The 20,466-nt window shown below is 60.1% G+C and carries 22 protein-coding genes and 1 tRNA gene; 7 read left to right on the forward strand and 16 right to left on the reverse strand.

The features are described from left to right. Positions 1 to 101: 101 nt before the first annotated feature. The 4 genes from ACFOGH_RS04170 to sthA all read right to left on the reverse strand — a co-directional run bounded on the left by ACFOGH_RS04170 (position 102) and on the right by sthA (position 4,515). On the reverse strand, positions 102 to 791 hold the full coding sequence (locus ACFOGH_RS04170; RefSeq protein ID WP_380071809.1) for a DUF502 domain-containing protein: 690 nt from the start codon (positions 789 to 791) through the stop codon (positions 102 to 104). 55 nt (positions 792 to 846) lie between these two features. Then, entirely contained in the window at positions 847 to 1,767 is a 921-nt protein-coding gene (locus ACFOGH_RS04175) for a pseudouridine-5'-phosphate glycosidase (RefSeq protein WP_380071810.1), read from the reverse strand. Continuing rightward, positions 1,764 to 2,654, reverse strand: a complete 891-nt coding sequence (locus tag ACFOGH_RS04180; RefSeq protein WP_380071811.1) for a PfkB family carbohydrate kinase — start codon at positions 2,652 to 2,654, stop codon at positions 1,764 to 1,766. Before ACFOGH_RS04180 ends, ACFOGH_RS04175 begins: the two co-directional genes overlap by 4 nt. 469 nt (positions 2,655 to 3,123) lie before the next feature. Next, on the reverse strand, positions 3,124 to 4,515 hold the full coding sequence (gene sthA / locus ACFOGH_RS04185) for a Si-specific NAD(P)(+) transhydrogenase (protein ID WP_380071812.1): 1,392 nt from the start codon (positions 4,513 to 4,515) through the stop codon (positions 3,124 to 3,126). Between the two features lie 259 nt (positions 4,516 to 4,774). On the opposite strand from sthA, the gene rpsB reads away from it, so the two are divergent. Together rpsB and tsf are read left to right on the forward strand one after the other, a co-directional pair. After that, the gene (rpsB, locus tag ACFOGH_RS04190; protein WP_380071813.1) at positions 4,775 to 5,533 is read left to right on the forward strand and encodes a 30S ribosomal protein S2; all 759 of its coding nucleotides are present in this window, start codon (positions 4,775 to 4,777) and stop codon (positions 5,531 to 5,533) included. 89 nt (positions 5,534 to 5,622) lie between these two features. Continuing rightward, entirely contained in the window at positions 5,623 to 6,519 is an 897-nt protein-coding gene (gene tsf / locus ACFOGH_RS04195; protein WP_380071814.1) for a translation elongation factor Ts, read from the forward strand. Positions 6,520 to 6,937: 418 nt separating this feature from the next. On the opposite strand, the gene ACFOGH_RS04200 is transcribed toward tsf, so the two are convergent. The 12 genes from ACFOGH_RS04200 to ACFOGH_RS04255 form a co-directional block, all read right to left on the reverse strand. Beyond that, positions 6,938 to 7,729, reverse strand: a complete 792-nt coding sequence (locus tag ACFOGH_RS04200; protein WP_380071815.1) for a helix-turn-helix transcriptional regulator — start codon at positions 7,727 to 7,729, stop codon at positions 6,938 to 6,940. A gap of 87 nt (positions 7,730 to 7,816) precedes the next feature. Further along, on the reverse strand, positions 7,817 to 8,506 hold the full coding sequence (gene rpe, locus ACFOGH_RS04205; RefSeq protein ID WP_380071816.1) for a ribulose-phosphate 3-epimerase: 690 nt from the start codon (positions 8,504 to 8,506) through the stop codon (positions 7,817 to 7,819). A gap of 151 nt (positions 8,507 to 8,657) precedes the next feature. Then, positions 8,658 to 8,734: transfer RNA gene (locus ACFOGH_RS04210), tRNA-Arg, on the reverse strand. 44 nt (positions 8,735 to 8,778) lie between these two features. Then, entirely contained in the window at positions 8,779 to 9,999 is a 1,221-nt protein-coding gene (locus ACFOGH_RS04215) for a cysteine desulfurase (RefSeq protein ID WP_380071817.1), read from the reverse strand. Positions 10,000 to 10,001: 2 nt separating this feature from the next. Next, complete coding sequence (locus ACFOGH_RS04220; RefSeq protein ID WP_380071818.1) at positions 10,002 to 10,583, reverse strand: YIP1 family protein; 582 nt, start codon at positions 10,581 to 10,583, stop codon at positions 10,002 to 10,004. Continuing rightward, positions 10,573 to 11,061 (reverse strand): YIP1 family protein, encoded by a 489-nt coding sequence (locus tag ACFOGH_RS04225; RefSeq protein WP_380071819.1) that lies wholly within the window; start codon positions 11,059 to 11,061, stop codon positions 10,573 to 10,575. Before ACFOGH_RS04225 ends, ACFOGH_RS04220 begins: the two co-directional genes overlap by 11 nt. Next, positions 11,062 to 12,348: a Fe-S cluster assembly protein SufD gene (sufD, locus tag ACFOGH_RS04230; protein WP_380071820.1), complete on the reverse strand. Its 1,287-nt coding sequence runs from the start codon at positions 12,346 to 12,348 to the stop codon at positions 11,062 to 11,064. Continuing rightward, complete coding sequence (sufC, locus tag ACFOGH_RS04235; RefSeq protein WP_380071821.1) at positions 12,348 to 13,103, reverse strand: Fe-S cluster assembly ATPase SufC; 756 nt, start codon at positions 13,101 to 13,103, stop codon at positions 12,348 to 12,350. Before sufC ends, sufD begins: the two co-directional genes overlap by 1 nt. Positions 13,104 to 13,127: 24 nt before the next feature. Then, positions 13,128 to 13,721: a hypothetical protein gene (locus tag ACFOGH_RS04240; protein ID WP_380071822.1), complete on the reverse strand. Its 594-nt coding sequence runs from the start codon at positions 13,719 to 13,721 to the stop codon at positions 13,128 to 13,130. Continuing rightward, positions 13,722 to 15,242 (reverse strand): Fe-S cluster assembly protein SufB, encoded by a 1,521-nt coding sequence (sufB, locus tag ACFOGH_RS04245; RefSeq protein ID WP_380071823.1) that lies wholly within the window; start codon positions 15,240 to 15,242, stop codon positions 13,722 to 13,724. 34 nt (positions 15,243 to 15,276) lie between these two features. Continuing rightward, complete coding sequence (locus ACFOGH_RS04250) at positions 15,277 to 16,320, reverse strand: cysteine desulfurase family protein (protein ID WP_380071824.1); 1,044 nt, start codon at positions 16,318 to 16,320, stop codon at positions 15,277 to 15,279. Beyond that, positions 16,317 to 16,784: a Fe-S cluster assembly transcriptional regulator IscR gene (locus tag ACFOGH_RS04255; protein ID WP_380071825.1), complete on the reverse strand. Its 468-nt coding sequence runs from the start codon at positions 16,782 to 16,784 to the stop codon at positions 16,317 to 16,319. Before ACFOGH_RS04255 ends, ACFOGH_RS04250 begins: the two co-directional genes overlap by 4 nt. Positions 16,785 to 16,944: 160 nt before the next feature. Between ACFOGH_RS04255 and ACFOGH_RS04260 the strand changes: the two genes are divergently transcribed. From ACFOGH_RS04260 to ACFOGH_RS04280, 5 genes are all read left to right on the forward strand, one after another. Beyond that, a complete protein-coding gene (locus tag ACFOGH_RS04260; protein WP_380071826.1) occupies positions 16,945 to 17,604 on the forward strand; it encodes an alpha/beta hydrolase in 660 nt (219 codons plus the stop codon). Next, positions 17,605 to 17,868 (forward strand): hypothetical protein, encoded by a 264-nt coding sequence (locus ACFOGH_RS04265; RefSeq protein ID WP_380071827.1) that lies wholly within the window; start codon positions 17,605 to 17,607, stop codon positions 17,866 to 17,868. Beyond that, positions 17,865 to 18,449 (forward strand): HD domain-containing protein, encoded by a 585-nt coding sequence (locus ACFOGH_RS04270; protein WP_380071828.1) that lies wholly within the window; start codon positions 17,865 to 17,867, stop codon positions 18,447 to 18,449. Before ACFOGH_RS04265 ends, ACFOGH_RS04270 begins: the two co-directional genes overlap by 4 nt. 95 nt (positions 18,450 to 18,544) lie before the next feature. After that, positions 18,545 to 19,759: an NADP-dependent isocitrate dehydrogenase gene (locus tag ACFOGH_RS04275; protein ID WP_380071829.1), complete on the forward strand. Its 1,215-nt coding sequence runs from the start codon at positions 18,545 to 18,547 to the stop codon at positions 19,757 to 19,759. Between the two features lie 94 nt (positions 19,760 to 19,853). Beyond that, positions 19,854 to 20,456 (forward strand): YitT family protein, encoded by a 603-nt coding sequence (locus ACFOGH_RS04280; protein WP_380071830.1) that lies wholly within the window; start codon positions 19,854 to 19,856, stop codon positions 20,454 to 20,456. The last annotated feature ends 10 nt before the right edge of the window (positions 20,457 to 20,466 follow it).

Here is a 20,466-nt window from a genome sequence, read left to right on the forward strand (position 1 = left end):
GACGCGCCCTCCCGGGGGGAGGTCGGGCGCGGCCCGGCGGCGCTAAAGCGCCTTGATTCCGGGCAAGAAGAAGCGCGTAAATTCGAGCGGAGAACCTGCGCCTACCGCGCCGCAATCGCCGCCACAGCGTCCCGTGACTGCGGATAGACCAACCCGGCCGAGACGATCATCTTCACCGCCTCATCCGCCTTCATGTCCAGAAAAATCACATCCTTCTCGGGCACGAACAGCAACATCCCCGAGGTCATCGGCGTCAGGCCGACAAACACCGCCACCATCGGATTGCCCCCCGGCAGCTTTGCCGCAATCTCACCCTTCGGCGTTGTCGCCACCATGCCCACCGCCCAATAACCGGGCCTAGGGAATTCCACCAAGCAGGTGCGGTCAAAACTTTTCTCAGACTTGGCAAAGAACGTCTCGGTGATCTGTTTCAACCCCGAATAGACCGAGCGCACCAGCGGCACCCTGTCCACCACCGTCTCGGCTTTCCGCATCACCGACCGCCCGATGAACCCGCGCGCAAGCCAGCCCACCAACGCGGTGAACACCAGAAACACCAGCACGCCCACGCCGCGCACCGGAAAATCCACCTCGGGGCCAAAGGTGCGGTGCAAGATCGCCTCGGGTTGGTAATAGCTGGGGATCAGCGGGAGGATCCAACCGTCGATGTAGCCGATCACCCCCCAGACGACATAGATCGTCAGGCCCACCGGCAGCACAACCACCAGACCGGTCAGAAAAGACGCACGAAAGCCGGCAAACAAAGATCGGCGCGGGGTCGGGTCAGCCATGAACTCTCCTTGGTTGCGAGGAACCTAAGCAGCCCCGCGCGGCATCACAATGGCCTCAGCCGCGTTGCTTGACAATTTCGCGCGCAATCGCCGCACCAAGTCGGGCGTTGTTCAAAACAAGGGCGATGTTCGACACCAGCGACCGCCCCTCGGTCAGCTCAAAAATCCGCTGCAACAGGAAGGGCGTCACCTCTTTGGCGGCAATGCCCTGCGCCTCGGCCTCGGCCAAAGCCTGCTCGATGGCCGGATTGATCTCGGCGCGCGGAATTTCCGATTCCACCGGGATCGGATTGGCCACCAACTGCCCACCCGGCAGCCCGAGCCGCGTCCGCATCAGTTGCGCCGCCGCAATTTCTGCCGCTGTATCCATCCGCAGCGGCGCCTTCAGCCCGGAATCCCGCGACCAGAACGCCGGGAAAGCATCCTGACCATAGGCGATCACCGGCACGCCCTTGGTTTCCAGATATTCCAGCGTTTTCGGCAGATCGAGAATGGCCTTCGCCCCCGCCGCGATCACCGTCACCGCGGTCTCGCCCAATTCCGGCAGGTCTGCCGAGATGTCAAACGAGGTCTCGGCCCCGCGATGCACCCCACCAATGCCGCCGGTGGCAAACACATCAATCCCCGCCAGCCGCGCACAGATCATCGTCGCCGCCACCGTGGTCGCCCCAACCGCGCCCCGCGCGATACAGGCGGCAATGTCAGCGCGCGAAATCTTCATCACCGCTTTCGCCTGACCCAGATCGTCCAGTTGCTGATCCGTCAAGCCGATCAGGATACGCCCGCCCATCACCGCAATCGTCGCAGGTGTCGCCCCTTGGGCGCGAATCTCGGCTTCAACGGCGCGGGCGGCTTCGACGTTTTGCGGAAACGGCATCCCATGCGTGATGATCGTCGATTCCAGCGCCACAATGGCCGTGCCTGCGGCGCGGGCGGCCGCAACCTCGGGCGAGAATTGCAAAAGGTCGAGTGTCATGACGGTTGTTCTCCTGAAACATAAGCTGCGGCCGCGGCAAGAGCCGCCGCAAGGGCAGCTTCGCGCGCATCGCCGCGACGGTCGGCCACGATATGCGCGGCCATGAAAGTATCGCCCGCGCCGGTGATCCGCGTGACCATCACCGGCGGCGGCGCTGCCGAAATCACGCCCATGCCTTGCGTGCCTTCGGCGCAAAGCTGGCCGCCGTTGGTGACGAGAACCCGAGCTGCCCCATGCGCCAGCAAGCCTGCCGCTGCCTCGGGCGCATCGGCGTAATTGGCTTTTCCGATCAGGCGGGCTTCTTCCAGATTGACGTAAAGCGTTGCACTCGGGTGATGCAGCAGCGGCAACAAACGCTCGGCTTTTCCAGGGCTTGCTGGCGCCACGCGCAGATCGGCGCGCGCGAACAGCGGCGAATGCGCGATCTCGGACAACAGTGCAACTGTCAGATTGCCGTCCAGCGCCACCATCCCCGCCCACGGATGCTCTGCCGTGCCCAACCGGCCATCGGCCAAGGGGCGCAAAATCTTGTCGCCTGCGGCTTCCAGCGAATGTGCATCGGCAATGGCCGCAATCAACCCGTTTGCGCCCTCGATCGCCATATAGATGTCGGTCGGCAGATCCTCTGATCGGTAAAGCTGATCGGTGATCATGCCCATGCGCTGACAGGCGGCCACCAACTCATGGCCTTCCTCATCCTGCCCCACGGCAGAGAGCAGGGCAGGGGTCAGGCCAAAGCGGGCGAGCGTCATCGCGATATTCATCGCCACGCCCCCCGGCAGCCGCGTGATCCGCCCCGGCACGTCAGAGCCAAGCCGCATCGCGATGGACGAGCGGCCGATGATGTCCCACAGCACGGAACCGATGCAAAGGATGTCTGGTGTCATGTCGGTGTCATCGCAAGGATAGTGCTGAGTTTCAAGGCTTGTCGTCTTGCCATCCATTCCCTTTGCCGCCCCGGACTTGATCCGGGGCCTCGGGGGTAGCGGAGAGGCCCCGGATCAAGTCCGGGGCGGCGCAGGTAAAGCCGCTAATTTGCGCTGAGCAAACGTAATCGGTCAGGGCATCACCCCGCCTTCGGGCTGTGCGACATTCACCTGGGACAATCTGGCGAAGGCCAGCGCCTTCGCCATGCGGTGCGTCTGCGGCTGAAGCCGCCGGGCCTCAAAGGCCCGGCCAGCGCCCGACCCGCCGATGGCGGGCGCTTCTCGCCCGCCGGGTCGGGCGCTGGCCTCAGTTGTTTTCTCGCTGACGTGACTTCAGAGGCAATCCGCCCACGCGGGCGGGGAAACGCGATGTGTTTCCTGTCTCCACCCCGACCTTGTTGCAAGCAAGCGCCTGCATGTCGATCGGCCGTTACGCTTGCCCCATCCGGTTCCACGCATCCAATCCTGCCACTTTATAAGCCTCGGCCAGGGTCGGATAGTTGAAGGTGTTCTCGACAAAGAAATCCACTGTGCCCTTCAGATTGATCACCGCCTGGCCGATATGGATCAACTCGGTTGCGCCTTCGCCGACGATATGCGCGCCCAGCAACCGCCGGGTGTTCACGTCGAAAATCAGCTTCAGGAAGCCTGCCGCCACCCCCATGATATGCCCGCGCGAGGTTTCGCGAAACCGCGCGATGCCGCATTCATAGGCAATGCCCTCGGCGCGCACCTGTTCTTCTGACATGCCCACCGTGGAAATCTCGGGCACCGCATAGATGCCATAGGGAAAGGTCTCGGGCGCAGGCGGCAGGGTGATGCCAAAGGCATGACAGGCCGCAACCCGGCCTTGCTCCATCGAGGTTGAGGCCAGCGAGGGAAACCCGATCACATCGCCCGCCGCATAGATATGCGGGTTCGAGGTTTGGAAGGTTTTCGGATCCACCCGCAACCGCCCACGCGCATCGACCTCAATCCCGACAGCCTCAAGGTTCAGGCTGGCAACATTCCCCGTCCGCCCAGCGGCATAAAGCAGCACATCCGACTTCACCCGCCGCCCATCCGCCAGACTGACCGTGACGCCAATGTCATCCACCGCGATATCTTTCACAGCCGATCCAAGCCGGATGTTCATGCCACGCTCGCGCATCTGATGGATGAAATCGTCGCAAATCTCGCGGTCGATGAAATCCAGAATGCTGTCACGCGACTCGATCAGCGTCACCGGCACATCCAGCGCCGAAAAGATCGTGGCATATTCCACCCCGATCACGCCGCCCCCAATCACCGTCAGCGTGCGCGGCAGCTTTTGCAACTCCAGAAACTCATCGCTGTCAAACACCCGCGTCTTGTCAAACGGCACGTTGTCAGGCCGATGCGGCCGCGTGCCCACCGCGATCAGCGCGTGCTTGAAGCCGATATGGCTGACCTCACCGGCCTCGGTGGTCAATTCCACCTCATGCGGGCCGACAAAGCGCGCGGTGGCAAACATGCTTTGCACCGTGTTGCGCATGAACTGGTGCTGCAACACCTCAACCTCGTGATCCAGCGTCTTGTGCAGCCGCGTCACCAGATCGCTGGCCTGAATGTCCTGCTTGACCCGGTAGCCCCGGCCATAAAACCCGCGCTCGCGCCAGCCCGACAGGTTCAGCACCGTCTCGCGCAGCGTCTTTGACGGGATCGTGCCGGTATGCACCGAAACCCCGCCCAACCGCCGCCCCTTGTCGACCACCAACACCGATTTGCCCAGCTTGGCCGACTGCACCGCCGCCCTGCGCCCCGCAGGGCCCGAGCCGATCACCAACATATCCACGAAATCCATGCGCACTCCTTCGGGCAACCCAGTCAGGAAAACAGCTTTCCCATGATAAGCAAGCTTCCCGTTAGCGCCCAAACGTGCAAATGCGATGAAGGCGTAATTTCTGCCCAACTCTCTTGCATCGCCCGACAGCTTCGGCTAAAGCCGCCTCACTTCACAGGTGAGGCTTGGGCTTTGCGGGGAGAAATCCCGTAAACTCCGCCGGTTGGACCATCAGGTCTAAGACAGCTTCGCCGAGGATTAAACCGGAAAAGGAAAAGACATGGCTCTTCCCGAGTTCTCCATGCGCCAGCTGCTGGAAGCAGGCGTTCACTACGGCCACCAGACCGCACGCTGGAACCCCAAAATGGGCCCGTATATCTACGGCGACCGCAACGGCATCCACATCCTCGACCTGACGCAGACCGTTCCCTTGCTGGATCAGGCGCTGAAAGTCGTGCGCGACACCGTCGCCAAGGGCGGCCGCATCCTGTTCGTCGGCACCAAGCGCCAGGCTCAAAAGCCGGTGGCGGAAGCTGCCGAGCGTTGCGCACAATTCTACATGAACCACCGCTGGCTGGGCGGCACGCTGACCAACTGGAAAACCGTTTCCCAGTCGATCGCACGCCTGAAAACCATCGACGAACTCTTGGGCGCAGGCGGCGAAGGCCTGACCAAGAAAGAGCGTCTGATGATGGAACGCGACCAGGCCAAGCTGCAAGCTTCGCTGGGCGGCATCCGTGAAATGGGCGGCACCCCGGATCTGATCTTCGTTGTGGACGTGGGCAAAGAAGACCTCGCGATCCTCGAAGCACAGAAGCTGGGCATCCCGGTTGTCGGCATCGTCGACACCAACAACTCGCCCAAAGGCGTGGATTACGTGATCCCCGGCAACGACGACGCCGCACGTGCGATCCAACTCTATTGCGAACTGATCGCAAAGGCCGCTTTGGACGGTATGTCGGCCCAGATGGGCGCTGCTGGCATCGACCTCGGCGCTTTGGAAACCGCACCGGAAGAAGAAGCTATCGCTGACGCCTGATCGGCAGTTACGCGACTGATACACGGCGGGAATATGGGGTTAAGCCAGTTTCCCGCCGCACTCATTTCTTGAATTTCAGGAGAGACGACATGACCGTCACCGCACAAATGGTGAAAGAACTGCGCGACAGCACCGGCGCAGGCATGATGGACGCCAAGAAAGCCTTGGTGGAAACCGATGGCAACATGGAAGCCGCCGTCGATTGGCTGCGCACCAAGGGTCTGGCGAAAGCCGCCAAGAAAGCTGACCGTGTGGCCGCCGAAGGCCTCGTGGGCGTGGCTGTCTCGGGTGGTCATGGCGTGGCTGTCGAGATCAACTCGGAAACCGACTTCGTTGGCAAGAACGCAGATTTCCAGGCGATGGTGCATAACGTCACCAAAACCGCTTTCCGCGCCAAAGACGTGGAAGAGCTGAAGAATGCCGATCTCGCTGGTCAGCCGGTGCATGTGGTGATCTCCGAAGCTGTCGCCACCATCGGCGAAAACATGAACCTGCGTCGCATGGCGTCGATCGAAGGCGAGCATGTCGCCGCCTACACCCACAACGCTGTGGCTGACGGCCTGGGCCGCATCGGCGTGCTGGTTGCCATCTCGGGCAGCGATCACACCTTCGCCAAGCAAGTCGCGATGCACGTCGCCGCCACCAACCCGCTGGCTTTGTCCGAAGCCGATCTCGACCCGGTTGTGGTCGAGCGTGAATTGGCTGTGCAGACCAGCAAGGCACTGGAAGAAAACGCAGCCTCGGCCAAGCCGAAGCCCGATGCGGTGATCCAGAACAACATCATTCCCGGCCGGATGAAGAAGTTCCTCGCCGAGAACACCCTGTTGGGCCAGATGTTCGTGATGAACCCCGATATCACCGTGGCCGAAGCCGCGAAACAAGCCGGCGTCACCATCACCGGCTTCGTCCGCATGGGCGTTGGCGAAGGCATCGAGAAGAAAGAAGAAGATTTCGCAGCCGAAGTTGCGAAAATGGTTTCGGCCTGATCTTTCTGAAATTCAGGGCAGGGGGCTGGTGGCAACACCAGCCCTTTTGCATTTCACCACTACATATTGTGGAAAATGCCCTGAAATCTGCCGAAAAGCACAAGTGCATCCCAGATGGGAAGAAAACCGCACCACACAAACGCGGAAGCTGCTGGTAAAACAAAAAGACGGCACAGCTCCGGGGGCTGTGCCGTCCTGCGCCGCACCACGGGGATGAGGATCAGCGCATTTCAGGGTGACGCGGGCGCAATAAGCCGCAACACCGGACTAGGGCAGGGGGCGGCCCCCCAAATTGCGCAGGGATGTCCTGTCTGAAAATGCAAACCGACATCGCCTGCTGTCCCAAAGGCCAAGGCCTCCACTCACGGAACAACTTCAGATTGCCCGTTTACGCAGCGTCAGCCTAGTCGGGGAATCCTTACCTTGCGGCGACAGGAACCGGACTTGCATCCATCGGATTGCGTTGAAAGATCAGATTCATCAGCGCGGCTTTCGCCACAGCCTGCGCGGTGGTGTCCACCGACAAAGTCACCCGCGCCAGCCGCAGATGCTTTTCCACCATCGCCGCCGAGACACCCATCAACAGCGCCACATCCTGCGTGGTCTTGCCATCGGCCACCCATTCCAACGCCTCGCGCTGCCGGGTCGTCAGTGGGCGGCGCCGGTTGGAAAACGGCATCTGGATCAACCGCAGATGCAGCATATTCGCCACTGCCAGAATTTCGTCCCGCTTGTCGGCAAAGATCTGATCCACCGCCTCGGCGCTCAGGCCCGGATCAGCAATCAACCCCAAAGCCCCCTTGGCCCGTGCCGAGGTTTCGGGAAAGCTGATCGAAATCCCCGCGATGATCCCAGCCGCGACGTTGTGCTTGACCGTCTCCATCTCCTCGGCACTCAGCTTGCTCGCGAGCATCGCCTCACGCACCCACGTCCAGGTGCAAGCCCCGACATTGTTCTGCGCCCAGCGAAACGCCGGCGTTTTGGCGTAAAATCCGTTGCGGAAATAGCCTTTGGCATAGGCATCCGAGCCGGTTGTCAGAAACAGCGCGTCATCAGGATCGCCAATCGTGCGGGTCGAACGAAAGCGCGTGAAGCCATAGTTCACCAGCCCAAACCCAAGCGAGGCAAAATATCGCGTCGCCAGCCGCCAGACATCATCAGCATTGCCAGCCTGCGCGATATCCACCAACAGCGTGTAACCTGCTGTCACGATCTATCCTAGCCTGTCCAAAATCCCCAATGTGATCATAGGCAGCGCAAGGATTGAAGTCGAGACGCAATGCAGGGCAGGGCAGCCCTACTGCGCAGCCTCTGCCGCAGCCCGGATCGCCGCGATATTCGCGCCATAAGGCCCCGGATTATCCACCGAGCCACCCTTGAACACCGCCGACCCCGCCACCAACACATCCGCACCCGCCGCCACCACCAAGGGTGCTGTTTCCACCGTCACACCGCCATCAATCTCGATATGGATCGGCCGATCGCCAATCATCTTGCGCAACGCCCGCACCTTATCCAGTTGTGAATGGATGAACTTCTGCCCGCCAAAGCCCGGATTAACAGTCATCACACAAACCATATCAACCAGATCCAGCAAATGCGCCACAGCCTCGATCCCGGTGCCTGGATTGATCGCAAGCCCAGCTTTTTTCCCCGTCGCGCGAATGGCTTGCAAGGTGCGGTGAATATGCGGCCCAGCCTCCAGATGAGCCGAAATCAAATCAGCACCAGCCTCGGCAAACGCCTCGATGTAGCTGTCCACCGGGGCGATCATCAGATGCACATCCATAAAGCCCTTGATGTGCGGCCGGATTGCCGCACAGGTCGCAGGCCCGAAGGTGATGTTGGGCACGAAATGCCCATCCATCACGTCGACATGCACCCAATCCGCACCCTGAGCCTCAATCGCCCGACATTCCGCACCAAAGTTGGCAAAGTCCGCCGCAAGGATAGACGGCGCAATCTTGATCTGACGGCTAAAGGTCATGTTTTCGGTCCACCTGTGAAAGTTGCCGGGTTCATAGGCGTTTCGATGGGTCCGGTCCAGCCCTAGATGGTAACTACATTACATAATATTGATTATCAGCTAAACATATCCATCCAAATCAAGCGCCCTGCTTATCAATCTGATTGGGATTTGGCGCACCCAGCACGATTCGAACGTGCGACCTTCGCCTTCGGAGGGCGACACTCTATCCAGCTGAGCTATGGGTGCCTGCGACTGCTATAGCGCCTACTGCCTTGGGCTGCAACGCGGAATCATGCGAAAAGTTCGTGGCACAGCTCCAAAGCCGAGATCAGCGCATCGACTTCCTCAACCGTGTTATACAGCCCGAACGACGCCCGGCATGTGGCGCCGACACCCATGTGCTGCATCAACGGCATCGCACAATGCGTGCCCGCCCGCACGGCAATGCCACGCTTGTCCAGCACGGTTGAGATATCATGCGCATGTGCTTGACCTTGCAGCGTAAAAGAGAAGATCGCGCCCTTGGTTTCGGAATTTCCCTGCACCGTCAGCCAGTTCAAACCGCCCAGTTTAGCACGGGCATAATCGCGCAAAGCCCGCTCATGTGCTGCGACATTGGCCATACCAAGGCCCGTCAGATAATCCAGCGCCACGCCCAGGCCGATCTGCTGCACGATGCCCGGCGTGCCAGCTTCGAACTTCATCGGAGCATCATTATAGCTGACAGCATCGCGCGACACTTCGCGGATCATATCGCCACCGCCAAGGAATGGCCGCATCTCGGCCATCCTCTCAGGTTTAATGAAGATCGCGCCGGAACCGCTTGGTCCGTATAGCTTATGTCCGGTGATCGCATAGAAATCACAGCCGATGGCCTGCACATCCACCGGGCCATGCACCACCGCCTGACTGCCATCGACCAGCACCGGAACCCCTCGCAACCTCGCGCCATCACAGATGGATTTTACATCAACAACGGTCCCTAACACATTGGACATATGGGTGATTGCGATCAGCTTGGTGCGTGGCGTGATCGCATCCAGCACCGCCTGCGGGTCCAGATCGCCCTTGCCATCCACCTCGACCCATTTCAGCACCACCCCCAGCCGTTCGCGCAGGAAATGCCAAGGCACGATATTGGCGTGATGCTCCATGATCGACAGCACGATTTCATCGCCGGCCTGGAACCGTGGTGCGGCCCAAGCATACGAGACCAGATTGATCCCCTCGGTCGCGCCGGTGGTGAAGACGATCTCATGTTCCGATCCGGCGTTCAAAAACCGCGCGATCTTACCGCGCGCAGCTTCGTACTTGTCAGTGGCAAGATTAGAAAGATAGTGTAAGCCCCGGTGAACATTAGCATATTCCATCGCATAACCCTGCGTCACCGCATCAATCACCACTTGCGGTTTCTGCGCCGAAGCTCCGTTGTCAAGATAGACCAGCGGCTTGCCGTTCACCTGCCGCGACAGGATCGGGAAATCGGCACGAATTTTTGCGATGTCATACATGATCAGCCTTCCAATGCCACCAGAGCGAACGCTACCAGAACCGAGACCGCCAGCACCGTCGCTACGATGCCCCACAGCACTTTTCCTGCCGAAGCAAATCCATGCAACTCGGCGATAAAATTGGATAAAACCCAGATAAACAACACCATCCCGAACAAGCCGGTGGCCGCCGACAGTCCGGGTGAGATCAACATCAGCACGATCTGCGCCAGTTGCAGCACACAGAGCAGTGCCTCGGTCCAGCCGATCAGCACCAGCGCATCGCCAAACTGGCCGCGCCCGCCAAACCTCCGCCCTACCCCTTGTGCCAGCATCGCCATGACCACCATCACCACCGCCTGCACCACAGCCACCTGCAGCGGATTTTGCAGTATGGCCAGAATGGCCGGGTCGATCATATCGGCCTCGGCCCGCGCGGGCGCCAGCAGCAGTGAAGCGCACGACAGCAGCGCCGAAACCACCGCCATCAACCCCACGCCCAGCCAGATCGCCGCTATGGGCAGCCGCCAGTCGATCAGCCGCCGCGCCGCAGCCCTTGGGCTTTGCAGTGTCAACTGCATCAGATGCCCCAGCTCAGCCTGCATAGCTACGCTCCGCTTCCCGCAGCATCGCCATCCAGATCCAGGCAAAGCAAAGCCCGACCAAGATATCGACCAGCAGCAGTTGCGCCCCTGGCCCAATCATTCCGGCCACCAACCCGCGCAGCAACAGGCCCGGAGAGACCGCGAGCAATGCCGAGAACAGCGCCAACCGCGCTGCATAGTGACCGCACTGCCCGCCCAAAGCCTTGGCAATCCAATGGCTTATCGCAGCCAACAGATACCAGAACGGGATAAGCGCCAACAGCGCCAACCCTGCTGCCACCAGCCGCTGCACCATCGGCACCTCGGGTTGCAACACGGTTTGCCGCGACAGAAACGGCCACAGCGACACGAAGGCCACCACCAGAAACGCCACCAGCAAACTGAATGCGAACGGCTCAGACTTTGGCCGGTCCATGTGGCGGCGCATCACCGCTTTCGGCCGCCGCCACGCCTGCACGATATCGGTTGTAACAGACATTCAATGCTCGTGCCGCGACAGCCAGCTTTGCAGCCGCGCCCGGATGTCTTCGGAAATCTCGGCATCAGCGATCTCGTCAATCGCCTCGGCCAGAAACGCCAGAACCAGCAGCGATTGCGCCTGCCGCAGAGGCACACCGCGCGAGCGCAAGTAGAACAGCGCGGTTTCGTCAATCGCGCCAGAGGTCGAACCGTGGCTGCATTTCACGTCATCGGCGTAGATTTCAAGCTCGGGCTTGGCGAGGAACTGGCTGTCGTCGTCCAGCATCAGGGCCTGGCTGATCTGATAGCCATCGGTCTTTTGCGCGCCCTGTTTCACCAGAATCTTGCCCTGAAACACCCCGACTGCGCCGTTCTTCAACACTTTCTTGAACACCTGACGGCTTTCGCAACGCTCGGCGGCATGGGTGATGAACACGGTATCATCGTGGTGGAAATCGCCGTCGCCCAAGGCAGCGCCCGCAACATGCGCCACAGAATCCGCGCCGAGCAGCTCCAAAATGGCCTCATTGCGGGTCAGATGACCGTTTGCGGACAGCGTGAAGGATTTGAACGCCGCGTTGCGACCAATCCGGCCGAACAGTTGCGTCACCGCTTGGCGCTTGTGCGCCCGCCCCTGCGCGCGGATGTGGTGGAACCGCGCGCCATCGGCAACCTCGATTTCCATAACATGATTAAGCCGCGCCGCAGCAGCACCATTCTCCAGAATCGTTACTTCGGCGCCAGACTCCACTTTCACGCAATGATGCAGCATCGCATCGGAAGTCTCTGATTTCTGCAGGTAAATCAGAGAAATCGGCTTCGACTGCGTTTGTGTCACACGGATCAGCACGCCTTGGGCAGCAAAGGCGGAATTCAGCGCCGCCAAGGGTCGCTGCACCGGGCTTTGCCCGCGCGCCTCTAACACGCCATAAAGCCCGCTGGCCCAATGGATATCGGCATGCCCCGCCGAAGACAGAGGTTCGATCTGCACGCCATCCAGCGCTAGTGCGTCGGATTGGCTGGCATCGAACACGCCATCGACAAAAACGATCTTGAGGCGATCCACGCCGCTGAACGGAGCAGGCTCATCGCCGGGATCGAACAGGCTGACGGGTGCAGGCTCTGCCGCGTTCAACCCGGTCGGGTCGCTGTAGCGCCAATATTCATCGCGCTTGCCGGGCAACCCCATCGCGGTCAGCCGCGCCAAAGCCTCGCTGCGCGCCGCCCCAAGCCAACCGCCGGGTGCAAAATGCATACCCGCAAGCCGCGCTTGCAAAGCGTCTTGCTTCGCTTGCAAAACCGCCATCAGACACCCTCCGCCAGAAGATCGGCGTAGCCGTTGTTCTCGACCTCAAGCGCCAGTTCCGGCCCGCCGGTTTTGATGATGCGCCCTGCCGCCATGATATGCACGACATCAGGTTTAATGTGATCGAGAAGCCGTTGATAATGCGTGATAACCAAGAACGAACGCCCTGCCCCGCGCAAAGCATTCACGCCCTCGGACACCAACTTCATCGCGTCAACGTCAAGGCCGGAATCCGTCTCATCCAGGATGCACATCTTCGGCTCCAGCATCGCCATTTGCAGGATCTCGTTGCGCTTTTTCTCGCCGCCCGAAAAGCCGACATTGACCGGGCGTTTCAGCATTTCGGCGTCGATTTTCAGCGTCTTGGCCTTTTCGCGCACCAGTTTCAGAAAATCGCCTGCCGAGATTTCCGCCTCACCGCGGGCCTTGCGCTGCGCGTTCACTGCCGTGCGCAGGAAGGTCATGTTGCCGACACCGGGGATTTCCACCGGATATTGAAACGCCAGAAACAGACCTGCCGCAGCACGCGCCTCGGGCTCCATCTCCAGCAGTTCCTCGCCGTCAAGTGTCGCGGAACCCTCTGTCACCTCATAGCCGTCGCGGCCCGACAGCACATAAGACAGCGTCGATTTGCCCGAGCCGTTCGGCCCCATGATGGCATGCACCTCGCCTGCGCCGATTTTCAGGTTGACGCCGCGCAGGATAACCTTGTCTTCTTCTTCAAGTTTCACATGCAGGTTGTTGATTTCCAGCATTTTTTGTCCTTCAGGCAAGGCGCGTCAATGCGCGCGCAGAAACGATTGGATGATCCATTGCAGCTTGTCCGCCGGAATGGGTGTGGGGGTCAGCGCAAACCTGGCCATGCGGCCGTGCATAGCCACTGGTTTGGCAAATTTCTCGCATTCGTGGTATTCAAGGCGATCAACGTAATCGTCCCATAACAGCACAACCGGCCGCGTGATCTTGAACAGCACAGAGAGGAAGCAGGCTGGGCGGAAACGCCCGTCGATCAATACGACGTCTGGATGAACAAACTCTGGCAAGTCCCAGATCGACAAGGGATATCCAGGCCACTTGCGAAACTGTTCGTCATTTTCGGGAAACCCCCATTCGCGGGTGCGACCGATTCTGCCGTGGTGCATCACCACAGGCGAGGCTGGCGGATTTTCTTCGAAATAGCCACGCATCCCGCGCAACCAATGTACGTCACTTTCCACCGAGAACACCAGTTTGCCCGGCATTTCCGCAGCAATCACGGTAGATCCGCCCGAGCCATATTCCAAAATGACTGCCGCCTGCCCGTAATAGTGCCGCACCGCCGCCTCGGCCTCGGGCGGCAGCGTCACCTTGGGGCGGGAAAACGGCTTGGCCACTTAACCCACCGAGCCTTCCAGCGAGATGGCGACCAGGCTTTGCGCCTCCATTGCGAACTCCATCGGCAGCGCCTGCAACACTTCCTTGCAGAAGCCGTTCACCACCAAAGCCACCGCTTCTTCCTCGTCCATCCCGCGCGAGCGGCAGTAGAACAACTGATCGTCATCCACCTTGCTGGTAGTCGCCTCGTGTTCCACCCGGCTGGAGTTGTTCTTGACCTCGATGTAGGGCACAGTATGCGCGCCGCATTTATCGCCGATCAGCAGACTGTCGCATTGGGTATAATTGCGGCTATCGGTGGCTTTCGGGTGCATCGACACGAGGCCGCGATAGGTATTCTGCGCCCTGCCCGCCGATATGCCCTTGGAAACAATGCGAGATTTCGTGCGCTTACCCAGATGCACCATCTTGGTGCCGGTGTCGGCCTGCTGGGCATTGTTGGCAATCGCAATCGAGTAGAACTCGCCTTGGCTGTCATCGCCGCGCAAGATGCAGGACGGATATTTCCAGGTGATCGCCGAGCCGGTTTCCACCTGCGTCCACATCACCTTGGCGCGGTCGCCGCGGCAATCGGCGCGCTTGGTGACGAAGTTATAGATACCGCCCAAGCCATTTTCATCGCCCGGATACCAGTTCTGCACCGTCGAGTATTTCACCTCGGCATCTTCCAAGATGACCAGCTCCACCACCGCCGCATGCAACTGATTGGTATCGCGTTTCGGCGCCGTGCAGCCTTCGAGGTAGCTCACATACGCGCCCTTGTCGGCGATGATCAGCGTGCGCTCAAACTGGCCGGTGTTTTCTGCATTGATGCGGAAATAGGTGGAAAGCTCCATCGGGCAGCGGGTGCCCGGCGGGATGTAGACGAAGGAACCATCGGAAAACACAGCAGAATTCAGCGTGGCAAAGAAGTTATCCGACTGCGGCACCACCGAGCCGAGGTATTTCTTCACCAGTTCAGGGTGATCCTTGATGGCTTCCGAAATCGAGCAGAAAATCACCCCGGCTTTCGCCAGTTCTGCCTTGAACGTGGTGCCAACCGACACAGAGTCGAACACCGCATCCACTGCCACCTTACGCTCGCCCGCATCTTCCGCACCCTCGACACCAGCTAGAATAAGCTGTTCTTTCAATGGGATGCCAAGCTTTTTGTAGGTTGCCAAAATCTTCGGATCAACCTCGTCCAACGACTTCGGCTTCACCGCCATGCTTTTCGGTTTGGCGTAGTAATACTGGTCCTGATAGTCGATGGTGGGGTAATTCAGCATCGCCCAAGTCGGCTCTTCCATCTGCACCCAGCGGCGATAGGCCGCCAGACGCCATTCCAGCATCCATTCGGGTTCGTCATTCTTCGCTGAGATCAGCCGCACGATGTCTTCCGATACGCCCTTCGGCGCGTAATCCATTTCGATCTCGGTGGACCAGCCATATTTATAGGTGCCCGACATCGCGGCGACGGTTTCAATCGTCTCGCGGTCCACCCCGTCGCGCACTTCCAGATCAAGGTCGGCCATCGTCATATTCCTTATATCCCAAAGCGTTACCGCCAAATATTCACGCAGCGCGTGAACGTATCCGTTTGTAGTCCCGCGCCCAAGCCTCGGCAAAGCGCAGCACTTGCGTCTCTGTCACATCCGGCCCGAGCGAGATGCGGATCGCTTGTCCCGCCTGCGTTTCGTCAAAGCCCATCGCCCGCAGCACCCGGCTGGCGCGAACCTTGCCACTGGAACAGGCCGAACCTGCCGAAACGGCAAATCCGGCTAGATCCATCGCCATCACCTGAGTCTCGCCCTTCCAGCCTGGCGCGATCAGGTTCAACGTGTTCGGCAGGCGCGGCCCGCTATTCCCGACTGAAATAATCTCAAATCCCATGGCGGACAATGCTGAATCTAGAATATTTCTAATTTCAGCAACACGCTCCCAAACCCCATCCGCCAGATCGCGCGCCGCAGCCTCTGCCGCCGCCGCAAACCCGGCAATTCCAATCAGGTTCTCAGTGCCTGCACGGCGACCCATCTCCTGCCCGCCTCCTTTCAGTTGCGACGCCACATCAAGGCCCCGCCGCAGCACCAATGCCCCCACGCCCTTCGGCCCGCCCAGCTTATGCGCTGACACAAGGCCCATCTCGCAGCCCAGCCAGTTGAACGCCAGCGGCAGTTTGCCAAAGGCCTGCGTCAGATCGGAAACCGCCAGCCCCTGCGGCAAATCCTGCACCACGCCGGTTTCAGAATTGGCCAGTTGCAGCGCCGTGCGCGCAGGGTCCAGCACCGTCACCCGGCCTTCGCGGTCCACCGCCAAACTGCCTTCGCACCACGCCGAAACCGCCTCATGCTCGACCTCGGCACAGACCAGACCGCGACCGGCGCAGGCCAAAGCCGCAGCCTCGGTCGCGCCCGACGTGAACACAATATCCGCGCCCTCTGCCCCCAAAGCCGCCGCAATCTGCCCCCGCGCACGCTCCATCAGCGCCTTGGCCGCCCGCCCCTCGGCATGGACCGAGGACGGATTGCCCAGCACATCCATCGCCCCGATCATCGAGGCCCGCGCCTCAGCCCGCAGCGGTGTCGTGGCGTTCCAGTCAAGATAAACCCGGCTCATTCATCCACCACCCGGAACAGCGCAGGCACCGCAGGGCATGGCGTCATCACATTGCCGATCACATCTGACAGCCGGGTTTGGTGCAGGAACACATAAACATGCGCCGAAAGCCCCTCCCACAGCCGGTTGGTTAGGCTTTGCGCACGACTGCCCGACACCCCGCCCGAGGCCCCGGCCCCCGAATGCATCGCATCGACGTTTTCCTCAACCGCCTCCATCACCTCGGAAATCCGGATCGAATCCGGACTGCGGGCCAGCCGATAGCCGCCGCCCGGCCCGCGCACCGCCTCGACCAGCCCCGCCCGGCGCAGCTTGACGAACAACTGCTCCAGATACGGCAGCGACAGATCCTGCCGCTTGGCAATCGCCGCCAGCGACATCAACTCCTCGGTGGATTTCGCCTCGGCCAAGGCCAGATCGGCCAGCGCCACCATGGCATAACGCCCCTTGGTCGATAGTTTCATGCCAACACACTCCGCAAAGCCATGACTTTCCATTGACGTCGGGGGTGTGTCCGCTTAACTCAACCCCAGTCCATGAGCGGCAATCACCGCTTTAGAATGGTTCTAGGTTATCCGAGCGAATTTGTCAACAATTCGTTCCGAACACAGGCACGGAGCTTACATGCCCGAAGTTATTTTCGCCGGCCCCGAAGGCCGCCTCGAAGGCCGCTACCATCCGCAGAAAGAGCGTGATGCGCCGATCGCCATCGTGTTGCATCCGCATCCGGCCTACGGCGGCACGATGAACAACAAGGTTGTCTATAACCTGCACTATGCATTCTACAACCTTGGCTTCACCGTCATGCGCTTCAACTTCCGCGGTGTGGGGCGTTCGCAGGGCGAGTATGACATGGGCATTGGCGAATTGTCCGATGCAGCGAGCGCCCTTGATTACCTGCAAAGCATGAACCAGAACGCCAAGCATTGCTGGGTGGCGGGTTTCAGCTTTGGCGCATGGATCGGCATGCAACTGCTGATGCGCCGCCCGGAAATCACCGGGTTTATCTCGGTCGCGCCTCCGGCGAATCTCTATGATTTCAGCTTCCTCGCCCCCTGCCCGGCTTCTGGCCTGATCATCAACGGCACCGCCGACAAGGTGGCACCGCCGAAAGATACCACCAATCTCGTGAACAAACTGCATGAGCAGAAGGGCATCACCATCACTCACACCCAGATCGAAGGCGCCGATCACTTCTTCAAGGATGAAGAAGCGCATATGAAGCCGATGATCGACACCGTGTCGGGTTATGTGAAGCGCCGCCTAACGGAAGTGACCCGCTAAATGGGCGTCGTCGAGGATATGGGCGATGCGCTCGCCCGCGATGTGATCGCCGCGATGGAAGAACTCGACGATCACCGGTTGCCTGACAAGGTGTCGAAAGTGTTGCTCGATGCCTCGCCCACCATGCAGGAGGCCTTCCTGACCGCCTACCGCGTCCGCGTCGCTGAAATGCGCGGGCGCAAGTTCCTTGACGCTTTGCTGAAAGCCAAACGCGAGGGCACAGCGCCGCCGCCCGGCCCGAACATGCAGTCGAGCGGCCATTGAGCGCGCGGCTAGAGGCGCAATTCGCGTTTCTGAACGAGGCAGATCGCCTGAAATCGGTGATGCGCGCTACCACTTTATGTGATGGCTCGCGGCGCGAGAACTCCGGCGAGCATAGCTGGCATCTCGCACTTTACGCGCTGGTGCTGGCCGACCAAGCCGCCCCCGGCGTCGATATCTCCCGCGTGATCAGGATGTTGCTGATCCACGATCTGGTCGAAATCGACGTGGGTGACGTGCCGATCCATTCCGCCGACGGCAAGGCTCACAGTAGCACGTCTGTACAAGAGGCGGAATCCCGCGCCGCTGACCGCATCTTCGGCCTGCTGCCCGACGATCTTGCCCAAGACCTGCGCGCGCTGTGGGATGAGTTCGAAGCAGCCGAAACCCCCGACGCCGTCTTCGCCAAATCCCTCGACCGCGTGCAGCCGGTGATAGCGAACCTGCAATCCGGCGGCGGCACCTGGATCGAATACAACGTCACCGCTGAACAGCTTGAGTCCCGCGTCGGCGTCAAGATCGCCAAAGGTGCGCCGCGCCTCTGGGATTGGGTGCGCGAAAAGACGCGCGGTTACTTCAGATAAGCCGCGACATTTCAGTATACCATCGCATACCATCTTTCCTTTCACCGCATTTTCACATACACCCGTCACAACGAATCCAACCATAAGGGGCCGACATGACCAAGATTAAGGTAGCCAACCCCGTTGTCGAACTTGACGGCGACGAGATGACCCGGATCATCTGGGATTTCATCAAGCAAAAGCTGATCCTGCCCTATCTTGACATTGATCTGAAATACTATGATCTGGGCATCGAAGAACGTGATCGCACCAACGACCAGATCACCATCGACAGCGCTCATGCGATCCAGAAATACGGCGTCGGCGTCAAATGCGCCACGATCACCCCGGACGAACAACGGGTTGAGGAATTCAACCTGAAACAAATGTGGAAATCGCCCAACGGCACCATCCGCAACATCCTTGGCGGCGTGATCTTCCGCGAGCCGATCATCTGCCGCAACGTCCCCCGTCTGGTCCCCGGTTGGACCCAGCCGATCGTTGTCGGCCGTCACGCCTTTGGCGACCAATACAAAGCCACCGATTTCCGCTTCCCCGGCGCAGGCAAACTGACGATGAAATTCGTCGGCGAAGACGGCACGGTGATCGAGAAAGAAGTCTACAACGCGCCGTCCTCGGGCGTTTACATGGGCATGTATAACCTCGACGACTCGATCCAGGATTTCGCACGCTCGTCGTTCAACTATGGCCTGCTGAAAGGCTGGCCGGTGTACCTTTCCACCAAGAACACCATCCTCAAGGCCTATGATGGCCGCTTCAAAGACATCTTCGCCAAAGTCTATGCCGAAGAGTTCGAAGACCAATTCAAGGCCAAAGGCATCCACTACGAACACCGCCTGATCGACGATATGGTGGCTTCGGCAATGAAATGGTCGGGCGGCTATGTCTGGGCCTGCAAGAACTACGACGGTGACGTACAGTCGGATACCGTTGCGCAAGGCTTCGGCTCGCTCGGCCTGATGACTTCGATCCTGATGACCCCCGATGGCAAAACGGTTGAGGCAGAGGCGGCGCATGGCACCGTCACCCGCCACTACCGCGAGCATCAGAAGGGCAAGGCGACCTCGACCAACTCCATCGCCTCGATCTTCGCCTGGACCGGCGGTCTGAAGCACCGCGCCAAACTCGACAGCAACGAACAACTGATGCGCTTTGCCACCACGCTGGAAAAAGTCACCGTCGATGCGGTGGAAGATGGCTGGATGACCAAAGACCTCGCGCTGCTGGTCGGCCCCGATCAGAAATGGCTCACGACCATGGGCTATCTCGAAAAGGTCGATGAATATCTGAACAAAGCCCTGCAAGGCTAATCCCAAAGGCCCGGCCATCGCGCCGGGCCTTTTTCTACACAGCACATTAGGTCAGCATTATTGACATAGATCGCGCCCCGCGCTATGCGAGACCATGACCGACGCAAACCACCATTCCGCCATCGAAGACGCCCAAGGTCTCGCCTTCGGCATCTGTATGGCTGCGGTCGGGATGCATATCCTGACCTACATGGGCTTCATAGCCGGTCAAACCACCGGGGTTGCCGCCCTGATCAGCTATGTCACCGGCTGGCCGTTCTCCGCGGTCTATTTTGCAATCTCGCTGCCCTTCCTGTGGTTCGGCTACAAACGCATGGGGCTGGAGTTCACCCTGAAAACCTTCCTCTGCGTTGGCGCGCTCTCGCTTGCCGTCGCCATCCTGCCGCGCTGGCTGTCCTTCGCCCACATCGCCCCGGCCTTTGCCGCCGTGCTGTTCGGAATCCTGTTCGGCATCGCTGCATTGGCCGTGGTTCGTCACGGCGGCAGCTTTGGCGGCATCTCGATCCTCTGGCTGATCCTGCAAGACCGCACCGGGTTCCAAGCAGGCTACGCGCAACTGATTTTCGACGCCGTGTTGTTCACTGTCTCATTGCTGTTTCTTGACTGGCATATTTTGGGCTGGTCCTTCCTCGGTGCCGCTGTTTTCAACATTTTCCTCGCCATCAACCACCGCCGCGACCGATACATCGCCACCTGAAAAGGTTCCT

Source organism: Cypionkella sinensis (assembly GCF_042646385.1).
GTDB lineage: Bacteria > Pseudomonadota > Alphaproteobacteria > Rhodobacterales > Rhodobacteraceae > Cypionkella > Cypionkella sinensis.

Excerpts from the sequence above, each read along its gene's own strand:
- ACFOGH_RS04170 (WP_380071809.1), bottom strand. The coding sequence starts at position 791 with ATGGCTGACCCGACCCCGCGCCGATCTTTGTTTGCCGGCTTTCGTGCG.
- ACFOGH_RS04175 (WP_380071810.1), bottom strand. The coding sequence starts at position 1,767 with ATGACACTCGACCTTTTGCAATTCTCGCCCGAGGTTGCGGCCGCCCGC.
- ACFOGH_RS04180 (WP_380071811.1), bottom strand. The coding sequence starts at position 2,654 with ATGACACCAGACATCCTTTGCATCGGTTCCGTGCTGTGGGACATCATC.
- sthA (WP_380071812.1), bottom strand. The coding sequence starts at position 4,515 with ATGGATTTCGTGGATATGTTGGTGATCGGCTCGGGCCCTGCGGGGCGC.
- rpsB (WP_380071813.1), top strand. The coding sequence starts at position 4,775 with ATGGCTCTTCCCGAGTTCTCCATGCGCCAGCTGCTGGAAGCAGGCGTT.
- tsf (WP_380071814.1), top strand. The coding sequence starts at position 5,623 with ATGACCGTCACCGCACAAATGGTGAAAGAACTGCGCGACAGCACCGGC.
- rpe (WP_380071816.1), bottom strand. The coding sequence starts at position 8,506 with ATGACCTTTAGCCGTCAGATCAAGATTGCGCCGTCTATCCTTGCGGCG.
- ACFOGH_RS04215 (WP_380071817.1), bottom strand. The coding sequence starts at position 9,999 with ATGTATGACATCGCAAAAATTCGTGCCGATTTCCCGATCCTGTCGCGG.
- ACFOGH_RS04220 (WP_380071818.1), bottom strand. The coding sequence starts at position 10,583 with ATGCAGGCTGAGCTGGGGCATCTGATGCAGTTGACACTGCAAAGCCCA.
- ACFOGH_RS04225 (WP_380071819.1), bottom strand. The coding sequence starts at position 11,061 with ATGTCTGTTACAACCGATATCGTGCAGGCGTGGCGGCGGCCGAAAGCG.
- sufD (WP_380071820.1), bottom strand. The coding sequence starts at position 12,348 with ATGGCGGTTTTGCAAGCGAAGCAAGACGCTTTGCAAGCGCGGCTTGCG.
- sufC (WP_380071821.1), bottom strand. The coding sequence starts at position 13,103 with ATGCTGGAAATCAACAACCTGCATGTGAAACTTGAAGAAGAAGACAAG.
- sufB (WP_380071823.1), bottom strand. The coding sequence starts at position 15,242 with ATGACGATGGCCGACCTTGATCTGGAAGTGCGCGACGGGGTGGACCGC.
- ACFOGH_RS04250 (WP_380071824.1), bottom strand. The coding sequence starts at position 16,320 with ATGAGCCGGGTTTATCTTGACTGGAACGCCACGACACCGCTGCGGGCT.
- ACFOGH_RS04255 (WP_380071825.1), bottom strand. The coding sequence starts at position 16,784 with ATGAAACTATCGACCAAGGGGCGTTATGCCATGGTGGCGCTGGCCGAT.
- ACFOGH_RS04260 (WP_380071826.1), top strand. The coding sequence starts at position 16,945 with ATGCCCGAAGTTATTTTCGCCGGCCCCGAAGGCCGCCTCGAAGGCCGC.
- ACFOGH_RS04265 (WP_380071827.1), top strand. The coding sequence starts at position 17,605 with ATGGGCGTCGTCGAGGATATGGGCGATGCGCTCGCCCGCGATGTGATC.
- ACFOGH_RS04275 (WP_380071829.1), top strand. The coding sequence starts at position 18,545 with ATGACCAAGATTAAGGTAGCCAACCCCGTTGTCGAACTTGACGGCGAC.
- ACFOGH_RS04280 (WP_380071830.1), top strand. The coding sequence starts at position 19,854 with ATGACCGACGCAAACCACCATTCCGCCATCGAAGACGCCCAAGGTCTC.